Below are 19,023 nucleotides of genomic sequence, written 5' to 3'. Positions count from 1 at the left end.
GGCAGACGGCCGTCCGGCGCTCGCCAGATTTCCATCGATGACCACCGCCGACTATCGCTTTTGCCCGCGCTGCGCAAGCCCGCTGACCGAGCGGGCCGATCCCGACCATGAGGGCGGCCGCATCCGCCAGGCCTGCCCCGACGAATCCTGCGGCTACGTGCACTGGAACAACCCGCTGCCCGTCGTCGCCGCGATCGTCGAACTCGACGGCAAGATCCTGCTCGCGCGCAACGCGGCGTGGCCCGAAGGGATGTTCGCGCTGATCACCGGCTTCCTCGAAAACGGCGAGACGCCCGAGGACGGCATCGCGCGCGAGGTATTCGAGGAAACCGCGCTGAAGGCCGAGCACGTATCGCTCGTCGGCGTGTACGAATTCATGCGCAAGAACGAACTGATCATCGCGTACCACGTGCGGGCGTCGGGCACGGTGTCGCTGTCGCCGGAACTGCTCGAATACAAGCTCGTCGATCCGCCGCTGCTGCGCCCGTGGCGCGCCGGCACGGGCGTCGCGCTCGCCGACTGGATGCGCGCGCGCGGCCTCGATTTCGAATTCGTCGACCGGCCGGGGCAGTGACGCACCGGCCTGCCCGCAGCATGCCGTCCGCAGTGGCGCGCGCGATCGCGTCGTGCGGCCGTCACGCGTCGTCCCCGTCGTTTCCTCCGCTTCCATCGTCCTGACCGCCATCGCCATGTCCGACAAGCCGCAGCCGCGTCCGCGCGACGCCTATCGCCACTTCCTGCCGATCACGACCCGCTGGATGGACAACGACGTCTACGGGCACGTGAACAACGTCGTCTACTACAGCTACTTCGACACCGTCGTGAACGAGTACCTGATCCGCGCGGGCGTGCTCGACGTCGAGCACGGGCAGACGATCGGGCTGGTCGTCGAGACGCAGTGCAACTACTTCGCGCCGCTCGTGTTCCCGCAATCGGTCGACGCGGGCCTGCGCGTCGTGAAGCTCGGCACGTCGAGCGTGCGCTATGAAGTCGGGCTGTTCGCACAAGGCGATGCGTCGCCCGCCGCGCAGGGGCATTTCGTGCACGTGTACGTCGATCGCGGCACGCGCCGCCCGGTGCCGCTGCCCGACGCGCTGCGCGCCGCGCTCGAACCGCTCGCCGCCTGACGATACGCGGTGCACGCGTTCGCGCTCCAGGCCTTCAACGGCCTCAGCTACGGCCTGCTGCTGTTCATGCTGTCGGCCGGCCTCACGCTGATCTTCAGCGTGCAGGGCGTGCTCAACTTCGCGCATGCGAGCTTCTACATGCTCGGTGCGTATGTCGGCTACGGCATCGCGGCCTGGGCGGGCTTCTGGGCCGCGCTCGTGCTCGCGCCGCTGGCGGTCGGGCTGCTCGGCGCCGGCTGCGAACGCGTGCTGCTGCGCCGTGTGCAGGCGCGCGGCCATACGAGCGAACTGCTGCTGACCTTCGGTCTCGCGTACCTGATCGGCGAGGGCGCGAAACTCGCGTGGGGCCTCGCGCCGCTGCCGGCGCCCGTGCCGCCGCTGTTCGACGGCGCGCCCGTGACCGTGTTCGGTCTCGCATTGCCGCGCTACCGGCTGTTCATGATGGCGATGTCCGCGACGATGCTGGTTGCGCTCGGCGGGCTGCTGCGCGCATCGCGCATCGGGCTCGTCGTGCGCGCGGCGCTCACGCATCGCGCGGCCGTCGAGGCGCTCGGCTACGACGTGCCGCGTGTGATGACGGCGCTGTTCGGTGCGGGCACCGCGCTCGCGGCGCTGGCCGGCGTGATCGGCGCGCCGCTCGCGGTGATCGAGCCCGCGCTCGCCGAGACGGTCGGGTCGGTCGTGTTCGCGGTCGTCGTGATCGGCGGCCTGGGCTCGCTCGGCGGCGCGTTCGTCGCGTCGCTCGCGGTCGGCTTCGCGCAGACCTTCGCGGCCGCGAGCGACACGTCGCTGCGTGACCTCGCGCAATGGACGGGCATCGCGCTGCCCGACAGCGTGGCCACCGTGTCGATCGCGCAACTGGCGCCGTTGGTGCCGTACCTGCTGCTCGTCGCGGTCCTGGTCGCGCGGCCGCGCGGGCTGTTCGGCGAGCGTGCCGATGCCTAGCCGCGCACTGGCCGGATGCGTGCGCTGGACGCTGTTCGCCGCGTGCGTCGCGCTGCCCGCATGGCTGTGGCCGCATGGCGCGGTGCTCGGCTATCTCGCGCAGACGGCCGCGCTCGTCGTGCTCGCGCTGTCGTACAACCTGCAGCTCGGCACGACCGGGCTGCTGTCGTTCGGGCATGCGGCATTCGCAGGCCTCGGCGCGTTCGCGGCAGCCCACTGGTTCAACCATATCGGCGGTCCGCTGCCGCTGTTGCCGCTCGTCGGCGGCGTGGCCGGCGCGGGCTTCGGGTTCGTCGCCGGGCTGCTGGCGACGCGTCGTTCCGGCACCGCGTTCGCGATGATCACGCTCGGCCTCGGCGAATGCGTCGCGGCCGCCGCGTGGAGCGTGCCCGCGTGGTTCGGCGGTCTCGGCGGCGTGCCGATCGATCGCGCGAGCGGTGCGCCGTGGGGCAACGCGCATTTCGGCGCGCCGGCGCACGCGTATGCGTTGATCGCCGCGTGGTGCGTCGTGTCGGCGTGGGCGATGCATGCGTTGACGCGCACGCCGCTCGCGCGGCTCGCGAACGCAGTGCGCGACAACCCGGCGCGCGTCGCCGCGCTCGGCACCGATCCGCGCCGTGTACGGCTCGCGATGGTCACCTGCGCATCGTTCTTCGCCGGCATCGCCGGCACGCTGACGCTGATCGACGTCGAGATCGCGACGCCCGACAGCGTGTCGATGGCGCGCTCGGCGACCGTGCTGATCGCCGCGGTGATCGGCGGCACCGGCGCATTCTTCGGGCCGGCGGCCGGCGCGGCCGTGCTGACCGCGCTGAGTATCGTCGTCGCGGGTGTGTCGCGCGCGTGGGCGCTGTATCTCGGCGTGCTGTTCGTCGCGATCGTCGTGGCCGCGCCCGGCGGGATCGCGGGCATTGTGCGGGCGCTCGCGCATGCGCTGCGGCGCGGCGCGCCGGCCGTCGAGCGGTGGCGCGTGCTGTGCGCCGTCGGTGCGTGCGCGTTCTGGGGCGTCGCGATCGTCTGCGCGGCCGAGCTCGGCTATGCATGGCGCTTCGCGCAGGACGACGGCACGGGCCTCGCGTTCGGTGCATGGGGCATCGACGCCGATACGCCGGCCGGCTGGGCCGTCGCGTGCTCGGCGGCCGGCATCGGCACGCTGCTGTGGCGCTGGCGCGCGCGGCTCGCGCATGACACGGCGGTGGCCACGCAGGAGGACGCGCGATGAACGGCAACGCGATCGCGCTTCACGGCGTCGTGCAGCGCTTCGGCGCGCAGACCGTGCTCGACGGGGTCGACTTGAGCATCGCGGCCGGCGAGCGCCATGCGCTGATCGGGCCGAACGGCGCGGGCAAATCGACGCTGTTCGGCGTGATCGCCGGGGCGACGCGGCCGACGCGCGGGCGCGTCGTGCTGCACGGCGTCGAGCTGCGCGGGCGCGGGCCGGTCGTCGCGAGCCGCCTCGGCATCGGCCGCAGTTTTCAGCAGACGAGCGCGTTCGCGCGCCTGACGGTGTTCGACAATCTGCGCTGCGCGGCGCTGCATGCGCCGGCCGAACGGCGGCGCTGGTGGAACCGGCTGCGCGAATCGGCGTCGATCGATCGCGCGGCGGCACGCGTGCTGCACGACATCGGCCTCGACGCGCGGCGCGACACGCCGGCCGCCGAGTTGAGCTATGCGGAGCAGCGCGCGCTCGATCTCGGGATCGCGCTCGCGAGCGGCGCGCGTACGCTGCTGCTCGACGAGCCGACGGCCGGCATGAGCCGCGCGCAGGCGGCGCGGATGATCGCGCTGATCCGCGCGACGACGCAGGGCCGCACCGTGCTGATGATCGAGCACGACATGGACGCGGTGTTCGGTTTCGCCGAACGCATCACCGTGCTCGTGCGCGGCACGGTGGTCGCGACCGGCGCGCCCGACGCGATCCGCGCCGATTCGCGTGTGCGGGCCGCCTACCTGGGCGAGGGCGCGGCATGAGCGCCGTGCTCGATATTCGCGGGCTGCGTGCGTGGTACGGGTTGCAACCCGTGCTCGACGGCGTCGATCTCGCGCTCGCGCCGGGCGAGACGCTCGCGCTGCTCGGCCGCAACGGCTCGGGGCGCTCGACGCTCGCGAAGGCCGTGATGGGGCTCGTGCGCACGGCCGGCTCGGTGCGCATCGCCGGCGCCGAATGCGCGGGTGCGCGGACGTTCGAGATCGCGCGGCGCGGCGTCGCTTACGTGGCCGAAAGCCGCGACGTGTTTCCGCTGCTGACCGTGCGCGATAACCTGCGGCTCGGTTTGCGCGGCGCGAGCGGCGCAACCGAACGCGCGGCGCTCGACCGCCTGTTCGAGCGTTTTCCGCTGCTGGCAGCGCGCGCGAGCGTGAAAGCCGGGAGGCTGTCGGGCGGCGAGCAGCAGGTGCTCGCGCTGGTGCGCGCACTCGCCGGCCGGCCGCGCGTGCTGATCGTCGACGAACCGGCCGAAGGGCTCGCGCCGCTCGCGGTCGACGAAGTCGGTGCGTGCCTCGCCGCGCTGCAGGCCGACGGCGTGTCGATCGTGCTGATCGAGCAGCGGTTGCAGCTTGCGCCGCGGCTCGCGCGGCGCGCGGCGGTAATGGGGCGCGGACGGATCGTCTACGACGGCGGGCTCGACGGGCTGGGCGGCGAGGTTGCCCACGCGTGGCTGAGCGCCGGCTGACGGCATCCAGTCGATTGTTCGGCAAACTCCGCCAGTCAATTCGCTTTGGGCCGCTTTATCGCTGCGGTGCCGCACCGTACATTGCCTGTCAGGCCGGTCGTCGTCGCAACGCATCGATGCATCGACGCATCGATGCGTCGTCTCGGCAACCGGCGCCATCCATCGAACGTCTTCTGACTGAGGAATGAAATCATGAGCAAGCTGGCAGGCAAGGTAGCGATCGTCACGGGCGCATCGAAGGGCATCGGCGCGGCAATCGCGAAGGCACTGGCGGGCGAAGGTGCATCGGTCGTCGTCAACTACGCGAGCAGCAAGGCAGGCGCGGATGCGGTCGTGAGTGCGATCGCGGAAGCGGGCGGCCGCGCGGTCGCGGTCGGCGGCGACGTGTCGAAGGCCGCCGACGCGCAACGCATCGTCGATACCGCCATCGAAACGTATGGTCGTCTCGACGTGCTCGTCAACAACTCCGGCGTGTACGAATTCGCGCCGATCGAAGCGATCACCGAAGAACACTACCGCCGGCAGTTCGACACGAACGTGTTCGGCGTGCTGCTGACCACGCAGGCGGCGGTCAAGCATCTCGGCGAAGGCGCGAGCATCATCAACATCAGCTCGGTGGTGACCAGCATCACGCCGCCCGCCAGCGCCGTGTACAGCGGCACGAAGGGCGCGGTCGACGCGATCACCGGCGTGCTCGCGCTCGAACTCGGCCCGCGCAAGATCCGCGTGAACGCGATCAACCCGGGGATGATCGTGACCGAAGGCACGCACAGCGCGGGCATCATCGGTTCCGATCTCGAAGCGCAGGTGCTCGGCCAGACGCCGCTCGGCCGCCTCGGCGAGCCGAACGACATCGCGTCGGTCGCCGTGTTCCTCGCATCGGACGATGCACGCTGGATGACCGGCGAGCATCTCGTCGTGAGCGGCGGGTTGAACTGAGTCGACATTAGGGGGCCGTGCGCGCGGCAACGTGCCCCCGCGACTGCAGCGTCGCAGGCCCTGCTGCCCGCACCTCCGCTGCGCGGATTCGGTCGGGTTTGCGAAAACGCGAATTTCGATATTTAATTCCTCTGAACTGATCCGGCGGATTCGAATCCGGACGCAGACGGCACACATTGCTGGCCGGCCGGGTGCACATCGGCGGCGCGACCGTCGGCATGCTGCCGACGCCGACATGGTTCGTCTTTGGGGAAGCGGGGCATGAGACGTGCGGTCATCACGGGGATCGGCATTGCGTCCAGCATCGGCAGCGATGTCCCGACCGTGCGCGAAGCGTTGCGCACGGGTCGCAGCGGTGTCGTGTTTTCCGAATCGTTCAGGGACGCGGGATTGCGCAGCCACGTCTGGGCACCTGTCGAGGTGCCCGCTGCCGACCGCGTCGATCGCCGGCATCTCCGATGGATGACCCCTGCCGCGCTGCAGGCGTTCGCATGCATGCAACAGGCGATCGACGACGCGCGGCTGCCTCCGCGTCTGGTATCGAACGAGCGCACCGGCGTGATCGTCGGCAACGCGTGCGGGATGTCGCTCGGATACGTCCATGCGGTCGATGCCATGCGTACGCGCGGAGTGCGCGGCGTCGGCGCGTACGACATCGTGCATTCGATGCCGTCCGTGCATGCCGCGTGCCTTGCCGTCGCGTTCGGCGTACGCGGCGTGAGCTATGCGATCTGTGGCGCGTGCGCCGCATCCGCACAGTGCATAGGCCATGCCGTCGAATTGATCCGGGCGGGCACGCAGGACATCGTGTTCGCCGGCGGCGCTGAAGAACTGGGCTGGGAAATCGCATGCCAGTACGATGCGATCGGCGCACTGTCCACCCGCTTCAACGATACGCCGATGCGTGCGTCGCGCACCTATGATGCGGCTCGCGACGGCTTCGTGATCTCGGGCGGCGCAGGGATCGTCGTGGTCGAGGAAATGAATCATGCCATCGAGCGCGGCGCGCGCGTGCATGCGGAAGTGATCGGCTACGGCACGACGACCGACGGCATCGACATGGTCCTGCCGTCCGGCGAAGGCGCCGAGCGCAGCATGAGGCTCGCGTTGCTCGGTATCGATTTGCCGATCGACTATCTGAACACGCACGGCACGTCTACGCCCGTCGGCGACATCCGCGAACTCCGCGCGATTCGGAATGTGTTCGGCGAGGCCGCGCCGCCGTTGTCGTCGACCAAGTCGACGACCGGCCACGCGCAGGGTGCGGCCGGCGTGCACGAATTTATCTATGCACTGCTCATGATGAGCGGGGGATTCATTGCACCGAGCATGAACATCGAGCAGCTCGATGACGGCGCACGTGGCTTCGACATCGTCACTGCGACCACGCAGCGGAAACTGACGACCGTGATGACGAACAGTTTCGGTTTCGGCGGCGTCAATGCGACCCTCGTCATGACGAACGCCTACTGTGCGCAGACGCAATAGCGCGCTGCCGCATGCCTTTTTCCGAACTGCCGATTTCTCCTGGAGGTCTCGACATGGACGCTGCTCCCTGCCATCGCAGTCATCATCTTTCGCTGCGCGTGCCGTTCGCGGATGTCGATCTCGGCGGCGTCGTCTATCACGCGAACTACCTGCGCTGGTTCGATCAGGCCAGGATGGAATGGTATCGCGCCAACGGCATCGATCTCGCGCACATGATGGCCGAGCTGCGAACCGGACTTATCGTCTGCCGTATCGAGACGGAGTTCCTGTCGCCGGCACATCACGACGAACCGTTGACGATCCGCACGACACTCGCCGAGTTCACTCGCGTACGTCTCGCGTTCCAGCAGGAGGTCTATCGCGACGATACGCTGCTGGCAAAGGGGCGAACAGGGCTCGCCGGCGTGAATCTCGACACGCTGCGGCCCGTTCGGGTTCCGTTTGCGTTTCGCGTCGAATGAAAGAGGGATGCCGAGGGGCTGCGCGATCCGCTGCCCATCGGCCCCGCGAGCGGGGGCGACGCGCTACGCGCTCATCGCCAGCGCATTCGCGCCGACGTGCCACCGCAAGCATTCGACGACGAGCGCGTGATCGCGTTCGGAGCCGAGGCCCGCGATCGCCATTGCGCCGACGATGCCGGCGCCGGCGATCCGCAACGGCACGCCGCCGCCGTCGAGCGCGTAGTCGTCGTCCGACAGGCCCTGCGACCGCAGCGACCAGCCGGCACGCCGAAAGCGCGCGCCGACCGCGAGCGAACTCTGGCCGAAACGCAGGACCGTGTTTTGCCGTCGGCGGATCGCATCGCCGTCGTGCGCGCCGCTACCGTCGAGCGCGCAGTAGAACAGCAGCGCCTGCTCGCCGACGATGCCGACCGCAATCGGCAGCCCGCGTCGCGACGCGAGGTTGACCGCGATTTCTCCCACGCGGCGCGCGACGGCTGCATCGAAGTGCGGCAGCGCCGGAGTCGACGCATCGTCGTCGAAGGCGTGGGGTTCGAGGCGAAAGGGGGACGTCACCATGGCGGGCTCCGTGGCGTTGCCGGCTCGATACGCGGGCCGGGCGTCGCATCGTCACGGGCCGCGTGGGCCCGTCTTCCGTTCAGTGCTTCGGCGCTTCGGCACGTCAGCGTTTCGGCGCCGCGTCGAGCATCCACTCGTGCGCGGGGTCGTTCTTGAACGCCCACGCGCGGCTCGGCCCGGCCATCACGTTCAGGTAGTACAGGTTGTAGCCGTGAGGAGCCACGACCGGGTGGTAGCCGCGCGGCACCATCACGACGTCGTGGTTCTCGACCGCGCACGCCTCGTCGAGGCTGCGGTCGTCGGTGTACACGCGCTGGAACGCGAAACCCTGCGGCGGATCGATCCGGTGATAGTAGGTTTCCTCGAGCGAGGTTTCGTCGGGCGCCGCGTCGCGGTCGTGCTTGTGCGGCGGATAGCTGCTCGAATGGCTGGCCGGCGTGACGACTTCGACGACGAGGAGGCGCTCGGCGGCCGGGTTGTCGCCCATCAGGATGTCGCATACGTAGCGCGTGTTGGTGCCTTGCCCGCGCACCGAGCGGCGCATCCGTTCGCCGTCGAGGCGCCGCACGGGCTTGTCGCCGCTCGCGTACGGCGCGGTGCACAGCGCGACTTCCGCATCGCGCGTCGCGACCAGCGTGACGCGCTTGCCGCCCGGCACGTACAGCGCGTCAGGCGATACGTCTTCGAATACGCTGTCGCGCTTGCCGAGCGCGTCGTAGGTTTCGCCGTCGACGTCCGCGCGCACCGTGCCGGTCAGCACGACGACGCACAGTTCGCGCGTGCCCGTGTCGAGCGTCTCGGCGTCGCCGGCCTTCAGGCGCAGCGCGCGAAAGCCGACGTGCTTCCAGCCGGCCGATTCGGGCGTGACGTTGCAGATTTCGCGGTCGGCGGATGCCTTGACCAGCAGGGGAGAAATCGTCATGAAGTGGGTCTCCGCAATAGGGTAGGGCTCGAGCGCTCAGACGGTTGCGCGCGGGTTCACGCGCTCAACCGGTCGACGATCGCGCGCAGCGACTCGTAGCCCTTCTTCGCATATGCATAGCTCGGCGCGACGGCCGGATCCTGCTCGGCCTCGACGACGAGCCAGCCTTCGTAGCCGGCGTCCTTCAGCGTGCGCAGCGTCGCGTCGTAGTCGAGCGCGCCGTCGCCCGGCACCGTGAAGGTGCCGTTGATCACGCCGTTCAGGAAGCTCCAGCCGTCGTTGCGCGCCTGGTTGACGACCCGCGGGCGCACGTCCTTGCAATGCACGTGCGCCACGCGCGATACGTGTTTCCTCAGCAGCGCGACCGGGTCGGCCGCGCCGCCGAAATACGCGTGGCCGGTGTCGAACAGCAGGAACACCTTCGCGGGGTCGGTCAGCGCCATCAGCCGGTCGACGTCGTCCGGCGATTCGACGTACGCGCCCATGTGGTGATGGTAGGCGAGCCGGATCCCGTAGGTGTCGAGCAGATGCGCGCCGAACGCGTCGAGGCGCGCCGCGTAGCGCCGCCACGCTTCGTCGTCGACGAAACGCGGGCGCTTCGCGACCGGCGTGTCGATGCTGCCCTGGATCGTGCCCGCGCATTCGCCGTACACGACGACCGTCACGTCGTTGAATTGCAGCTTCGTCATGTGCGCGCGGCAGCGCTCGATTTCCGCCGCGACGGCATCGGCGTCGGTCATGCCCGGCGCGACTTCCGCGAGGAAGCCCGAATACCAGCCCGACACGCACACGAGCCCGAATTCGGCGAGCTTCGCCTTCAGTTCGGGGCCCGTCCTCGGAAACTTGTTGCCGAGCTCGAAGCCCGCATAGCCGATTTCGGCGCCTTCCTTCAGCGCCGTCTCGAGCGGCGTCTCGCCGCCGAGCGACGGCAGGTCGTCGTTCATCCACGACAGGGGATTGATGCCGATGCGGACGTTCCAGCTCATGTCTTGCTTCCTCGATTCGATTCGGATGATGGGGGGCGGGGCATGTTCGTGGCGCAGCGTGCGCGATCAGCGCCGCTGCCGGGTTTTCGCGTCGAGATACGCCTGGTGCGCGCGTTCGACACCGGCGCGTGCGGAGACCTGCGGCACCGCGACTTCCCACCACGCGCCGCCGTCGTCGGTGGTGCGACGGTGCGTGGTGTCGATCACGAGCACCTGGCTCTTCGTCGCCGCCCGCGCGCGTTTCATTTCGCGGCGCAACTCGCCGACGTCGCGCACGTGCACGGCGTCCGCACCCATCGCGCGCGCATGCATCGCGAAGTCGATCGTCGAGCGTTCGCCGCCTTCGGGCACGCAGTCGTCGAGCATGTTGTTGAAGCTGGCGCCGCCGCAGTTGAGCTGCAACCGCTCGATGCAGCCGTAGCCGCGGTTGTCGAGGATCACGACGATCAGCTTGCGGCCGAGCATCACGGAGGTCGCGAGTTCCGCGTTGAGCATCATGTACGAGCCGTCGCCGACGATCACGATCACTTCGCGCTCGGGTCGTGCAAGCTTCGCGCCGAGGCCGCCCGCGACCTCGTAGCCCATGCACGAATACGCATAGTCCATGTGGTAGTTGCCCGGCACGCCGCTGCGCCACAGCTTGTGCAGTTCGGCCGGCAGCGTGCCGGCCGCGCAGACGACGAGGTCGTCGCGCGCGCTGTCGCGCCCCGCGTCGGCCGCGGAATCGCGCACCGCGCCGATCACTTCCGCGTCGTACGGCAGCGTGTCGGTCGGAATCCGGGTGGTCAGCGCCGTCACGCGCGCGTTCCATGCGGCGGCCTGGTCGCGGTTCGCGGCCGTCCACGCCGCGTCGGCGCGCCAGCCGGCCAGCGCGGCCGACAGCTGGCCGAGGCCCGTACGCGCGTCGGCAACCAGTTGCCGGCCGCGTTTCTTGCCCGCGTCGAACGGCTGCACGTTCAGGCTCAACAACGTTGCGTCGCCGTAAAGCGCGTGCGAGCCGGTCGTGAAATCCTGCAGCCGCGTGCCGACCGCGAACACGACGTCGGCCTGCGCGGCCGCGCGATTGGCGGCGGGGGAGCCCGTCACGCCGATCGATCCGAGGTTCAGCGGGTGGTCCCACGCAAGGCTGCCCTTGCCGGCCTGCGATTCGGCCACCGGCACGCCATGCGTGTCGGCGAACGTGCGCAGCGCGTCCCACGCCTGGCTGTACAGCACGCCGCCGCCGGCGACGATCAGCGGCTTCTTCGCGGCCTTCAGCACGTCGAGCGCATCGGCGAGTTCGAGCGGGTCGGCCGGCGGCCGGCGCATCCGGATCACCGGCGGCGCGAAGAAATCCTCGGGCCAGTCGTACGCGAAGGTCTGTACGTCCTGCGGCAGCGCGAGGCACACGGGGCCGCACTGCGCGGGATCGGTCATCACCTGGATCGCGCGCGGCAGCGCGACGAGCAGTTGCTCGGGCGACGCGATGCGGTCGAAGTAGCGCGTCACCGGCCGGAAGCAGTCGTTCGCGCTGACGTCGCCCTGTTCGAAATCCTCGACCTGCTGCAGTACCGGGTCGGGCAGCCGCGACACGAACACGTCGCCGGGCAGCAGCAGCAGCGGCAAGCGGCCGACGTGCGCGAGCGCGGCGGACGTGAGCATGTTGGTCGCGCCGGGGCCGATGCTCGACGTCGCGGCCATCATCCGCTGGCGGAAATTCGCTTTCGCGAACGCGACGGCCGCGTTGGCCATCCCTTGCTCGTTGTGCGCGCGAAACGTCGGCAGCCGGTCCTTCTCGGCATGCAGCGCTTCGCCGAGCCCGGCCACGTTGCCGTGGCCGAAGATCGCGAACACGCCGCCGCAGTACGGCAGGATCTCGGTGCGGCCGTCGGGCTGGACGACTTCGGCGCGCAGGGCGGCCAGGTAGCGCACGAGCGCCTGGCTGACGGTCAGTCTTACGGTGGTGGTCATCGTCGGTCGATAGAGAGAAGTCGGGTGGTCGTCGCGAACACGGGCATCAGGCTGCGGCGGCGGCGCGCGCGGCGGCCCGGCGGCCCAGCCACGCGTCGACCAGTTGCGCGAAGTTGCCGGCCACTTCGTCGATCAGCGCCTGATCGTCGATCCGGCCCGCGAACCAGTTCAGCGATGCATCGGCCCACAGCGTGCGCCCGACCATGAAGCCCTTGACGATCGGGTTGGTCGCCGAGCGGAAGCTGTCGACGAGGTATTGCAGCGGCTGGTTCAGCCCGAGGATCACCGCGCCGCGGCAGTACGGGTCGCGCTCGGCGATCAGCGCGGCGAGCCGTGCCCAGCCGTCGGCGCTCAGCGGCGTGAGCTTCCACCATTCGGGCTTCACGCCGAGGTTGTAGAAGCGCGCGACCGTGCGCAGCACCGCGTCGTCCTCGGTGCCGGCCGGCGTGACCGCGCGCGGCGGAATCATTTCCAGCAGCAGCTCGTTGCCGCTCGCGCGCGTGGCTTCCCACAGTTCGAGCACGCGCTGCTCCTGCTCGACGCGCAGATCGACGGGGTCGTCGGGGTGATAGTGAACGAGGCACTTCACGACCTGTTCGGTCGGCCAGTGCGTGAGCGACGAGCCGACCGAACGCGTCTCGTCGAACCGCAGCGGCCGCGAGCCCGGCAGCTCGACCGGCCGGCCGACCCACCAGCCGCGCCCGGTGGCCGATGCGAGTGCGTCGCCGCCGTACGCGCCGCCGTCGATCAGCACGCCGACGTGGCCGGCGATGCCGCGATCGCGTTCGACCTGTTCGACCGCGCGCACGAGCAGGCGCTTCAACGTGCTGATCCGCGCCTCGTCCGCGCCGGCCTGCACCGCGAACTCGTAGAACTGGCTGCGATGGTCGAACGCCATCACGCACAGGTCGTTCCATTCGCGGCGCGGCACCGTCACGCGATGCAGGTGCGCGAGCGTACGGTCGGCATCGACCGCCGGATTGCGGCTGCCGCCGAACCAGTGCGCGAGCTCGGCCGGCGTCGGCATCGCGGCCGAGCACGCGTGGCGCGACACGACGATCGCGCCGCATGCGTTCGCGATGCGCGTCGATTCGGCCCAGTCGCGCCCGCGCAGCAGCCCCGACAGCAGGCCCGACAGGAACGCGTCGCCCGCGCCGAGCACGTTGAGCACCTCGACGCGTTCGCCGACGAAGGTCGGCGCGGCGTCGATGCGCGCGGGAACGTCGCCTTCGATCACGCAGCAGCCGAGCGCGCCGCGCTTGACGACCAGCGTCGCGTTCGTGATCGCGCGCACCGCCTGCAACGACGCGATCAGGTCGTGCGGCACGCCGCCCGCGATCAGGAATTCCTCTTCGGTGCCGACCAGCAGATCGAATTCGTCGAGCACCTGCTGCAGTTGCCGCGTTACCTGCGCGTCGGGTACGTAACGGTTCTCGCCGGCGCCGCGCGCGGTCAGCCCCCACAGCACCGGCCGGTAGTCGATGTCGAGGATGCGCACCGCGCCGTGGCGGCGCGCGTAACCGAGCGCGGTCAGCGATGCCTCGCGCGTGCCCGGCGTCGACAGATGCGTGCCGGTGATCGCCAGCGCGCGGCAACCGGCGATGAAGTTCTCGCTGATCTCGTCGGCGCGCACGGCCATGTCCGCGCAGTTCTCGCGCACGAACAGCAGCGGGAACGTATCGCGATCCTTCAGCCCGAGCAGCACGAGCGCGGTGAGGCGCTCGCGATCGGTCTGCAGCTGGCTCGTGTCGCAGCCTTCGCGCTCGAGCGTCTCGCGCAGGAAGCGGCCCATCTGCTCGTCGCCGACGCGCGAAATCATCGCGGTCTTCAGCCCGAGCCGCGCGACGCCGAACGCGACGTTGCCCGACGAGCCGCCGAGATACATCTGGAAGCTGCGCGCGTCTTCGAGGCGGCTGCCGTACTGCTGCGCGTAGAGATCCACGGCCACACGGCCGAGGCAGGCGAGATCGATGGGGCGGTCACTCGGAAAGTTCAGCAGGCTCATATCACGTGTCACGCTCGCGGCCGGCGTTCGGCGCTGCCGGCGGATTAGGGGACCGATCCGGCGGCGGCTGTCCGCGGCATGTGCCGCACGACGCGAGGCTACCTGCCGCCGGGATTCGGGCTACGGACGCAGTCTAGACTTTTTGGAAATCCAGTTCCCTAGGTGAAATCACGTAGAAATAAATTTCCAAATTCTCGAGGAAGTGATCTACAGTTTCATCCGGATGCTTCAGTCCCGATCGGACAGATCGGACTCGGCCCGGCGGCGCGCAATGCGCCGTCTTCCGCCCCCCGGAGATGAGGAGACAGATTGATCATGAAGACCAAGCTGATGGCCGTCGCGGCCGCCGCGATCCTGGCTGTGCCGCTCGCGCATGCGGAGAAGATCGGCGTGACGATGGCATCGTTCGACGACACGTTCCTGACCATCCTGCGCAACAGCATTGCCGATTCGGCGAAGAAGGACGGCGCGACGGTGCAGATCGAGGACGGCGGCAATGACGTCGGCAAGCAGTTGAGCCAGGTCCAGAACATGATCGCGCAGAAAGTCGACGCGATCATCGTGAACGCGGTCGATACCGACGCGACGCCGAAGATCACGAAGATGGTGACCGCGGCGAAGATCCCGCTCGTCTACGTGAACCGCAAGCCGGTCGATTTCGACAAGCTGCCGGCCGGCGTCGCCGTCGTCGCCTCCGACGAAAAGCAGTCGGGCACGCTGCAGGCGCGCCAGGTGTGCAAGCTGCTCGGCGGCAAGGGCGACATCCTCGTGCTGATGGGCGAGCTGTCCAACGAATCGGCGCGCGCCCGCACCAAGGACATCGAGGACGTGATCGCGACGAAGGATTGCGCGGGCATGAAGATCGTCGACAAGCGCGAAGGCAAGTGGAGCCGCACGCAGGGCCAGGACATCACGATGAACTGGCTGAGCTCCGGGACCAAGTTCGACGCGATCGTGTCGAACAACGACGAAATGGCGATCGGCGCGATCAACGCGCTGAAGGCTGCGCGCAAGCTGACGCCGAAAACGGTCGTCGCAGGCATCGACGCGACACCGGACGGCCTCGCGGCGATGAAGGCCGGCGAGTTGAAGGTGTCCGTGTACCAGAACGCGACCGGGCAGGGCGCGCAGGCCGTCGCCACCGCGCTGAAGCTCGCGAAGAAGCAGCCCGTCGATCGCTACGTGAACGTGCCTTTCGAGCTCGTGACGCCGGAGAACATGAACCAGTACGCGAAGCACTGACCGGTTTTTCCGCTGAACTGCGCGGGCCCGGCACGGCCGGGTTCGCGCGCGACTTTCGAGGAACGTCCATGTTTACAGCCAGGATCGCGCGCTCGATGGCCAGCGAAAGCGCGCCTGCCGCCTCGTCCGCCGCGCCCGGCTCGTCCGGTGCGGCCATGGTCGACTGCGTGCTCGAGGTGCGCGGCGTCGGCAAGTCCTTTCCCGGCGTCGTCGCGCTCGACGGCGTGCAGTTCCGCGTGCGGCGCGGCACCGTTCATGCGCTGATGGGCGAGAACGGCGCAGGCAAGTCCACGCTGATGAAGATCATCGCCGGCGTCTACACGCCCGACCAGGGCGAAATCCTGATCAACGGCGAGCCGGTCGTGCTGAACGGCCCGCTCGATGCGCTCGACCGCGGCATCGCGATGATCCATCAGGAGCTCAACCTGATGCCGTACATGACGGTCGCGGAGAACATCTGGATCCGCCGCGAACCGAAGAACCGCTTCGGCCTGATCGATCACGCCGAGTTGCGCCGCCGCACGGCCGCGCTGTTCGAGCGGCTGTCGATCGACATCGACCCGGAAACCGACGTGCGCACGCTGACGGTCGCGAGCCGCCAGATGGTCGAGATCGCGAAGGCCGTGTCGTTCGACTCGGACGTGCTGATCATGGACGAGCCGACCTCCGCGCTGACCGAGAAGGAAGTCACGCACCTGTTCCGGATCATTCGCCAGCTGCGCGAGCAGGGCAAGGGCATCGTCTACATCACGCACAAGATGAACGAGCTGTTCGAGATCGCCGACGAGTTCTCGGTGTTCCGCGACGGCAAGTACATCGGCACGCATGCGTCGAGCGACGTCACGCGCGACGACATCATCCGCATGATGGTCGGGCGCGAGATTACGCAGATGTTCCCGAAGGAAGAGGTGCCGATCGGCGACGTCGTGCTGTCGGTGAAGGATCTCTGCGTCGACGGCGTGTTCCGCGACGTGAGCTTCGAGCTGCGCGCGGGCGAGATCCTCGGCGTCGCGGGCCTCGTCGGCTCGGGGCGCTCGAACGTCGCGGAGGCGCTGTTCGGCGTCGTGCCGGCCACGTCGGGCGAGATCCGCATCGACGGCAAGCCGGTGCGGATCGCGACGCCCGCGCAGGCGATGAAGCACGGGATGGCGTTCCTCACCGAGGACCGCAAGGACTCCGGCTGCTTCCTGAATCTCGACCTGCTCGCGAACATGGAAGCGGCGGTGCTCAGCCGCCGCTACGTGAAGTTCAATTTCGTGCAGCAGGCGCAGTTGAAGCGCGACTGCGAGGAAATGAGCCGGATGCTGCGCGTGAAGTCGCCCGGGCTGCACGAGGAAATCCAGAACCTGTCGGGCGGCAACCAGCAGAAGGTGCTGATCGGTCGCTGGCTGCTCACGCAGCCGCGCATCCTGATCCTCGACGAACCGACGCGCGGCATCGACGTCGGCGCGAAGGCCGAGATCCACCGGCTCGTCAGCGCGCTTGCCGCCAAGGGCGTCGCGGTGCTGATGATCTCGTCGGAAATGCCGGAAGTGCTGGGGATGAGCGATCGCGTGATGGTGATGCACGAAGGGCGCATGACCGGCATCGTCGATCGCAAGGACGCCGACCAGGTCCGCATCATGGATCTCGCGTCGCGCTGAGCCGAAACAAGATTGGAGACAACTGAAATGGGCAACCTGAACCCGGTCGCGGATGCGCAGACCATGACACTCAAGTCGCGGCATACGAAGTGGCCGCCCGAACTGAGCATCTTCCTCGTGCTGGTCGGCATCAGCCTGTTCTTCGAGATCCTCGGCTGGATCGTCGTCGGCCAGAGCTTCCTGTTCAATGCCGAGCGGCTCGAAATCATCGTGCTGCAGATGGCCGTGATCGGCATCATCGCGGTCGGCGTGAACCTCGTGATCATCACCAGCGGGATCGATCTCTCGTCGGGGTCGGTGGTCGCGGCAGCCGCCGTCGTGTCGGCGAGCCTCGCGCAGGTGTCCGACTTCCCGCGCGCGGTGTTTCCGCACCTGACCGACTTGCCGGTGATCTGGCCGGTGCTCGCCGGCGTGTGCGTCGGGCTGCTGGTCGGCCTGCTGAACGGTACGCTGATCGCGATGACGGGCATCCCGCCGTTCATCGCGACGCTCGGCACGATGGTCGCCGCGCGCGGCTTCGCGAAGTGGTTCACCAACGGGATGCCGGTGTCGATGCTGACCGACTCGTTCGCGGCGATCGGCGCGGGCGCCAATCCGGTGATCGTCTTTCTCGTGATCGCCGCGATCTTCCACGTCGTACTGCGCTACACGCGCTTCGGCAAGTACACGTATGCGATCGGCGCGAACCGCCACGCGGCCGTCGTATCGGGCATCAACGTCACGCGACACCTGATCTTCGTCTATGCGATCGCGGGCCTCCTGAGCGGGATCGCCGGCACCGTGACGGCCGCGCGCGCGATTTCCGGCCAGTCGGGCATGGGCGTGATGTACGAGCTCGATGCGATCGCGGCCGTCGTGATCGGCGGCACGTCGCTGTCGGGCGGCCTCGGGCGCGTGACGGGCACCGTGATCGGCGTGCTGATCCTCGGCGTGATGACGTCGGGCTTCACGTTCATCCGCATCGACGCGTATTACCAGGAGATGGTGAAGGGCGCGATCATCGTCGCGGCCGTGATCGCCGACCAGTACCGCAACAAGAAGTCGCGTCGCTGACCGATTCCGACGCGGCCGACACCACGCAACTTTCCAGGAAGAAGATGAAGATCGCTCTGGATCCCTACATGATTCGCCACCTGCCGCTCGACCGGCTGCCGCACGCGGTCGCCGAGCTCGGCTACGACCAGATCGAGCTGTCGCCGCGCAGCGACTTTCTCGACTGGTGGGTGATGCCGCGCGCGACGCGCGAGCGCATGGCCGCGTTCCGCCAGGCGATGCGCGCGAGCGGCGTCGGTCTCGCGTCGCTGCAGCCGATGTACCGCTGGGCGAGCCCGTTCGAGGACGAGCGGCAATGGGCCGTGCGCTGCTGGCAGAAGGCGATCGAGGTCGCAGTGGAGATGGAGTGCCCGCTGATGGTGTCCGAATTCGGGCGCGGCGCGTCGCCGGAGCGCTCGGTCGGCGAGCGGCCGGGCGCGAACCCGAAGGAGCTGTGCGAAGCCGCGTGGTTCCGTTCGATGGACACGCTGCTGCCGATCCTCGAGCGCGAACGCATCGTGCTGTCGGTCGAGCCGCATCCGGAAGACTGGATCGAGCAGCTGCAGCCGGCGATCGACATCGTCACGAACATCGGCTCGCCGTCGCTGAAGCTGTCGTACATCGCGCCGCACACGTTCTACTACGGCGACGACATGGCCGCGATGATCGCGGCCGCCGCGCCGATTCTCGCGCACGTGCGCGTGGCCGACACCTTCGACCACCGCAAGAGCAGCCAATTGCGCTACATCGTGAACCCGCCGGGCTCGAATCAGATCCGCGTGCACCAGCATCTCGACATCGGGCAGGGCGAGATCGACTGGGACATGTTTTTCGGCGCGCTCGGCAGCGCCGGCTTCGACGGTGTGATGTCGTCGTGCGTGTTCGCGTGGGAGGACCGCGCGGAAGCGTCGTCGCGCTACATGCGCGACACGATCCAGCGCTACGTCGATCGCCATTTCGAGCGGGCGGCTGCGCGCTGAGCCGTTTGGGAACCATTGTTGACCGGCGCGGCACGGGCCGCGCCGCTGATGAACGAACGACTGGAGATATTCG

The 19,023-nt window shown here is 68.7% G+C and carries 18 protein-coding genes; 13 read left to right on the top strand and 5 right to left on the bottom strand.

What is annotated here, in order from left to right:
• Positions 1–37: 37 nt before the first annotated feature.
• The 9 genes from WT24_RS14650 to WT24_RS14610 all read left to right on the top strand — a co-directional run bounded on the left by WT24_RS14650 (position 38) and on the right by WT24_RS14610 (position 7,632).
• The gene (locus WT24_RS14650) at positions 38–574 is read left to right on the top strand and encodes an NUDIX domain-containing protein (protein ID WP_059505619.1); all 537 of its coding nucleotides are present in this window, start codon (positions 38–40) and stop codon (positions 572–574) included.
• Between the two features lie 115 nt (positions 575–689).
• Positions 690–1,127, top strand: coding sequence for a thioesterase family protein (locus WT24_RS14645; protein ID WP_027787751.1), 438 nt, complete (start codon positions 690–692; stop codon positions 1,125–1,127).
• Positions 1,128–1,136: 9 nt separating this feature from the next.
• Positions 1,137–2,072 (top strand): branched-chain amino acid ABC transporter permease, encoded by a 936-nt coding sequence (locus WT24_RS14640; protein ID WP_060034381.1) that lies wholly within the window; start codon positions 1,137–1,139, stop codon positions 2,070–2,072.
• Positions 2,065–3,294: a branched-chain amino acid ABC transporter permease gene (locus tag WT24_RS14635; RefSeq protein ID WP_060034378.1), complete on the top strand. Its 1,230-nt coding sequence runs from the start codon at positions 2,065–2,067 to the stop codon at positions 3,292–3,294. Before WT24_RS14640 ends, WT24_RS14635 begins: the two co-directional genes overlap by 8 nt.
• A complete protein-coding gene (locus WT24_RS14630; protein ID WP_060034375.1) occupies positions 3,291–4,043 on the top strand; it encodes an ABC transporter ATP-binding protein in 753 nt (250 codons plus the stop codon). Before WT24_RS14635 ends, WT24_RS14630 begins: the two co-directional genes overlap by 4 nt.
• A complete protein-coding gene (locus WT24_RS14625; protein ID WP_060034372.1) occupies positions 4,040–4,744 on the top strand; it encodes an ABC transporter ATP-binding protein in 705 nt (234 codons plus the stop codon). The genes WT24_RS14630 and WT24_RS14625 overlap by 4 nt, the downstream gene beginning before the upstream one ends.
• Before the next feature lie 192 nt (positions 4,745–4,936).
• A complete protein-coding gene (locus WT24_RS14620; protein WP_059505631.1) occupies positions 4,937–5,683 on the top strand; it encodes an SDR family NAD(P)-dependent oxidoreductase in 747 nt (248 codons plus the stop codon).
• 261 nt (positions 5,684–5,944) lie between these two features.
• Positions 5,945–7,171: a beta-ketoacyl synthase N-terminal-like domain-containing protein gene (locus WT24_RS14615; RefSeq protein WP_060034368.1), complete on the top strand. Its 1,227-nt coding sequence runs from the start codon at positions 5,945–5,947 to the stop codon at positions 7,169–7,171.
• A 53-nt stretch (positions 7,172–7,224) separates the two neighbouring features.
• Entirely contained in the window at positions 7,225–7,632 is a 408-nt protein-coding gene (locus WT24_RS14610) for a YbgC/FadM family acyl-CoA thioesterase (protein WP_059505634.1), read from the top strand.
• A 63-nt stretch (positions 7,633–7,695) separates the two neighbouring features.
• Here the strand turns inward: WT24_RS14610 and WT24_RS14605 are convergent, their stop codons facing one another.
• From WT24_RS14605 to iolC, 5 genes are all read right to left on the bottom strand, one after another.
• On the bottom strand, positions 7,696–8,190 hold the full coding sequence (locus tag WT24_RS14605; protein WP_060034362.1) for a heme-degrading domain-containing protein: 495 nt from the start codon (positions 8,188–8,190) through the stop codon (positions 7,696–7,698).
• 103 nt (positions 8,191–8,293) lie between these two features.
• Positions 8,294–9,112 carry a 5-deoxy-glucuronate isomerase gene (iolB, locus tag WT24_RS14600; protein ID WP_059505638.1) on the bottom strand — a complete coding sequence of 273 codons (819 nt, stop codon included), beginning with the start codon at positions 9,110–9,112 and terminating at the stop codon, positions 8,294–8,296.
• A gap of 56 nt (positions 9,113–9,168) precedes the next feature.
• Positions 9,169–10,098: a myo-inosose-2 dehydratase gene (iolE, locus tag WT24_RS14595; protein WP_060034360.1), complete on the bottom strand. Its 930-nt coding sequence runs from the start codon at positions 10,096–10,098 to the stop codon at positions 9,169–9,171.
• A gap of 66 nt (positions 10,099–10,164) precedes the next feature.
• Positions 10,165–12,048, bottom strand: a complete 1,884-nt coding sequence (gene iolD / locus WT24_RS14590) for a 3D-(3,5/4)-trihydroxycyclohexane-1,2-dione acylhydrolase (decyclizing) (protein ID WP_060034358.1) — start codon at positions 12,046–12,048, stop codon at positions 10,165–10,167.
• Positions 12,049–12,094: 46 nt separating this feature from the next.
• Positions 12,095–14,053, bottom strand: coding sequence for a 5-dehydro-2-deoxygluconokinase (iolC, locus tag WT24_RS14585; RefSeq protein ID WP_060034354.1), 1,959 nt, complete (start codon positions 14,051–14,053; stop codon positions 12,095–12,097).
• A 315-nt stretch (positions 14,054–14,368) separates the two neighbouring features.
• On the opposite strand from iolC, the gene WT24_RS14580 reads away from it, so the two are divergent.
• The 4 genes from WT24_RS14580 to WT24_RS14565 all read left to right on the top strand — a co-directional run bounded on the left by WT24_RS14580 (position 14,369) and on the right by WT24_RS14565 (position 18,950).
• Complete coding sequence (locus WT24_RS14580; RefSeq protein ID WP_060034352.1) at positions 14,369–15,295, top strand: sugar ABC transporter substrate-binding protein; 927 nt, start codon at positions 14,369–14,371, stop codon at positions 15,293–15,295.
• Between the two features lie 68 nt (positions 15,296–15,363).
• Positions 15,364–16,938 (top strand): sugar ABC transporter ATP-binding protein, encoded by a 1,575-nt coding sequence (locus WT24_RS14575; RefSeq protein WP_060034349.1) that lies wholly within the window; start codon positions 15,364–15,366, stop codon positions 16,936–16,938.
• A gap of 27 nt (positions 16,939–16,965) precedes the next feature.
• Positions 16,966–17,991 (top strand): ABC transporter permease, encoded by a 1,026-nt coding sequence (locus WT24_RS14570; protein WP_034207066.1) that lies wholly within the window; start codon positions 16,966–16,968, stop codon positions 17,989–17,991.
• Between the two features lie 44 nt (positions 17,992–18,035).
• On the top strand, positions 18,036–18,950 hold the full coding sequence (locus tag WT24_RS14565) for a sugar phosphate isomerase/epimerase family protein (protein WP_060034346.1): 915 nt from the start codon (positions 18,036–18,038) through the stop codon (positions 18,948–18,950).
• The last annotated feature ends 73 nt before the right edge of the window (positions 18,951–19,023 follow it).

The sequence above is a fragment of the Burkholderia sp. MSMB1078WGS genome (assembly GCF_001528895.1).
Lineage (GTDB): Bacteria > Pseudomonadota > Gammaproteobacteria > Burkholderiales > Burkholderiaceae > Burkholderia.
Note: the sequence above shows the minus strand (reverse complement) of the source record. Positions and strands in the feature narration are given on the sequence as shown.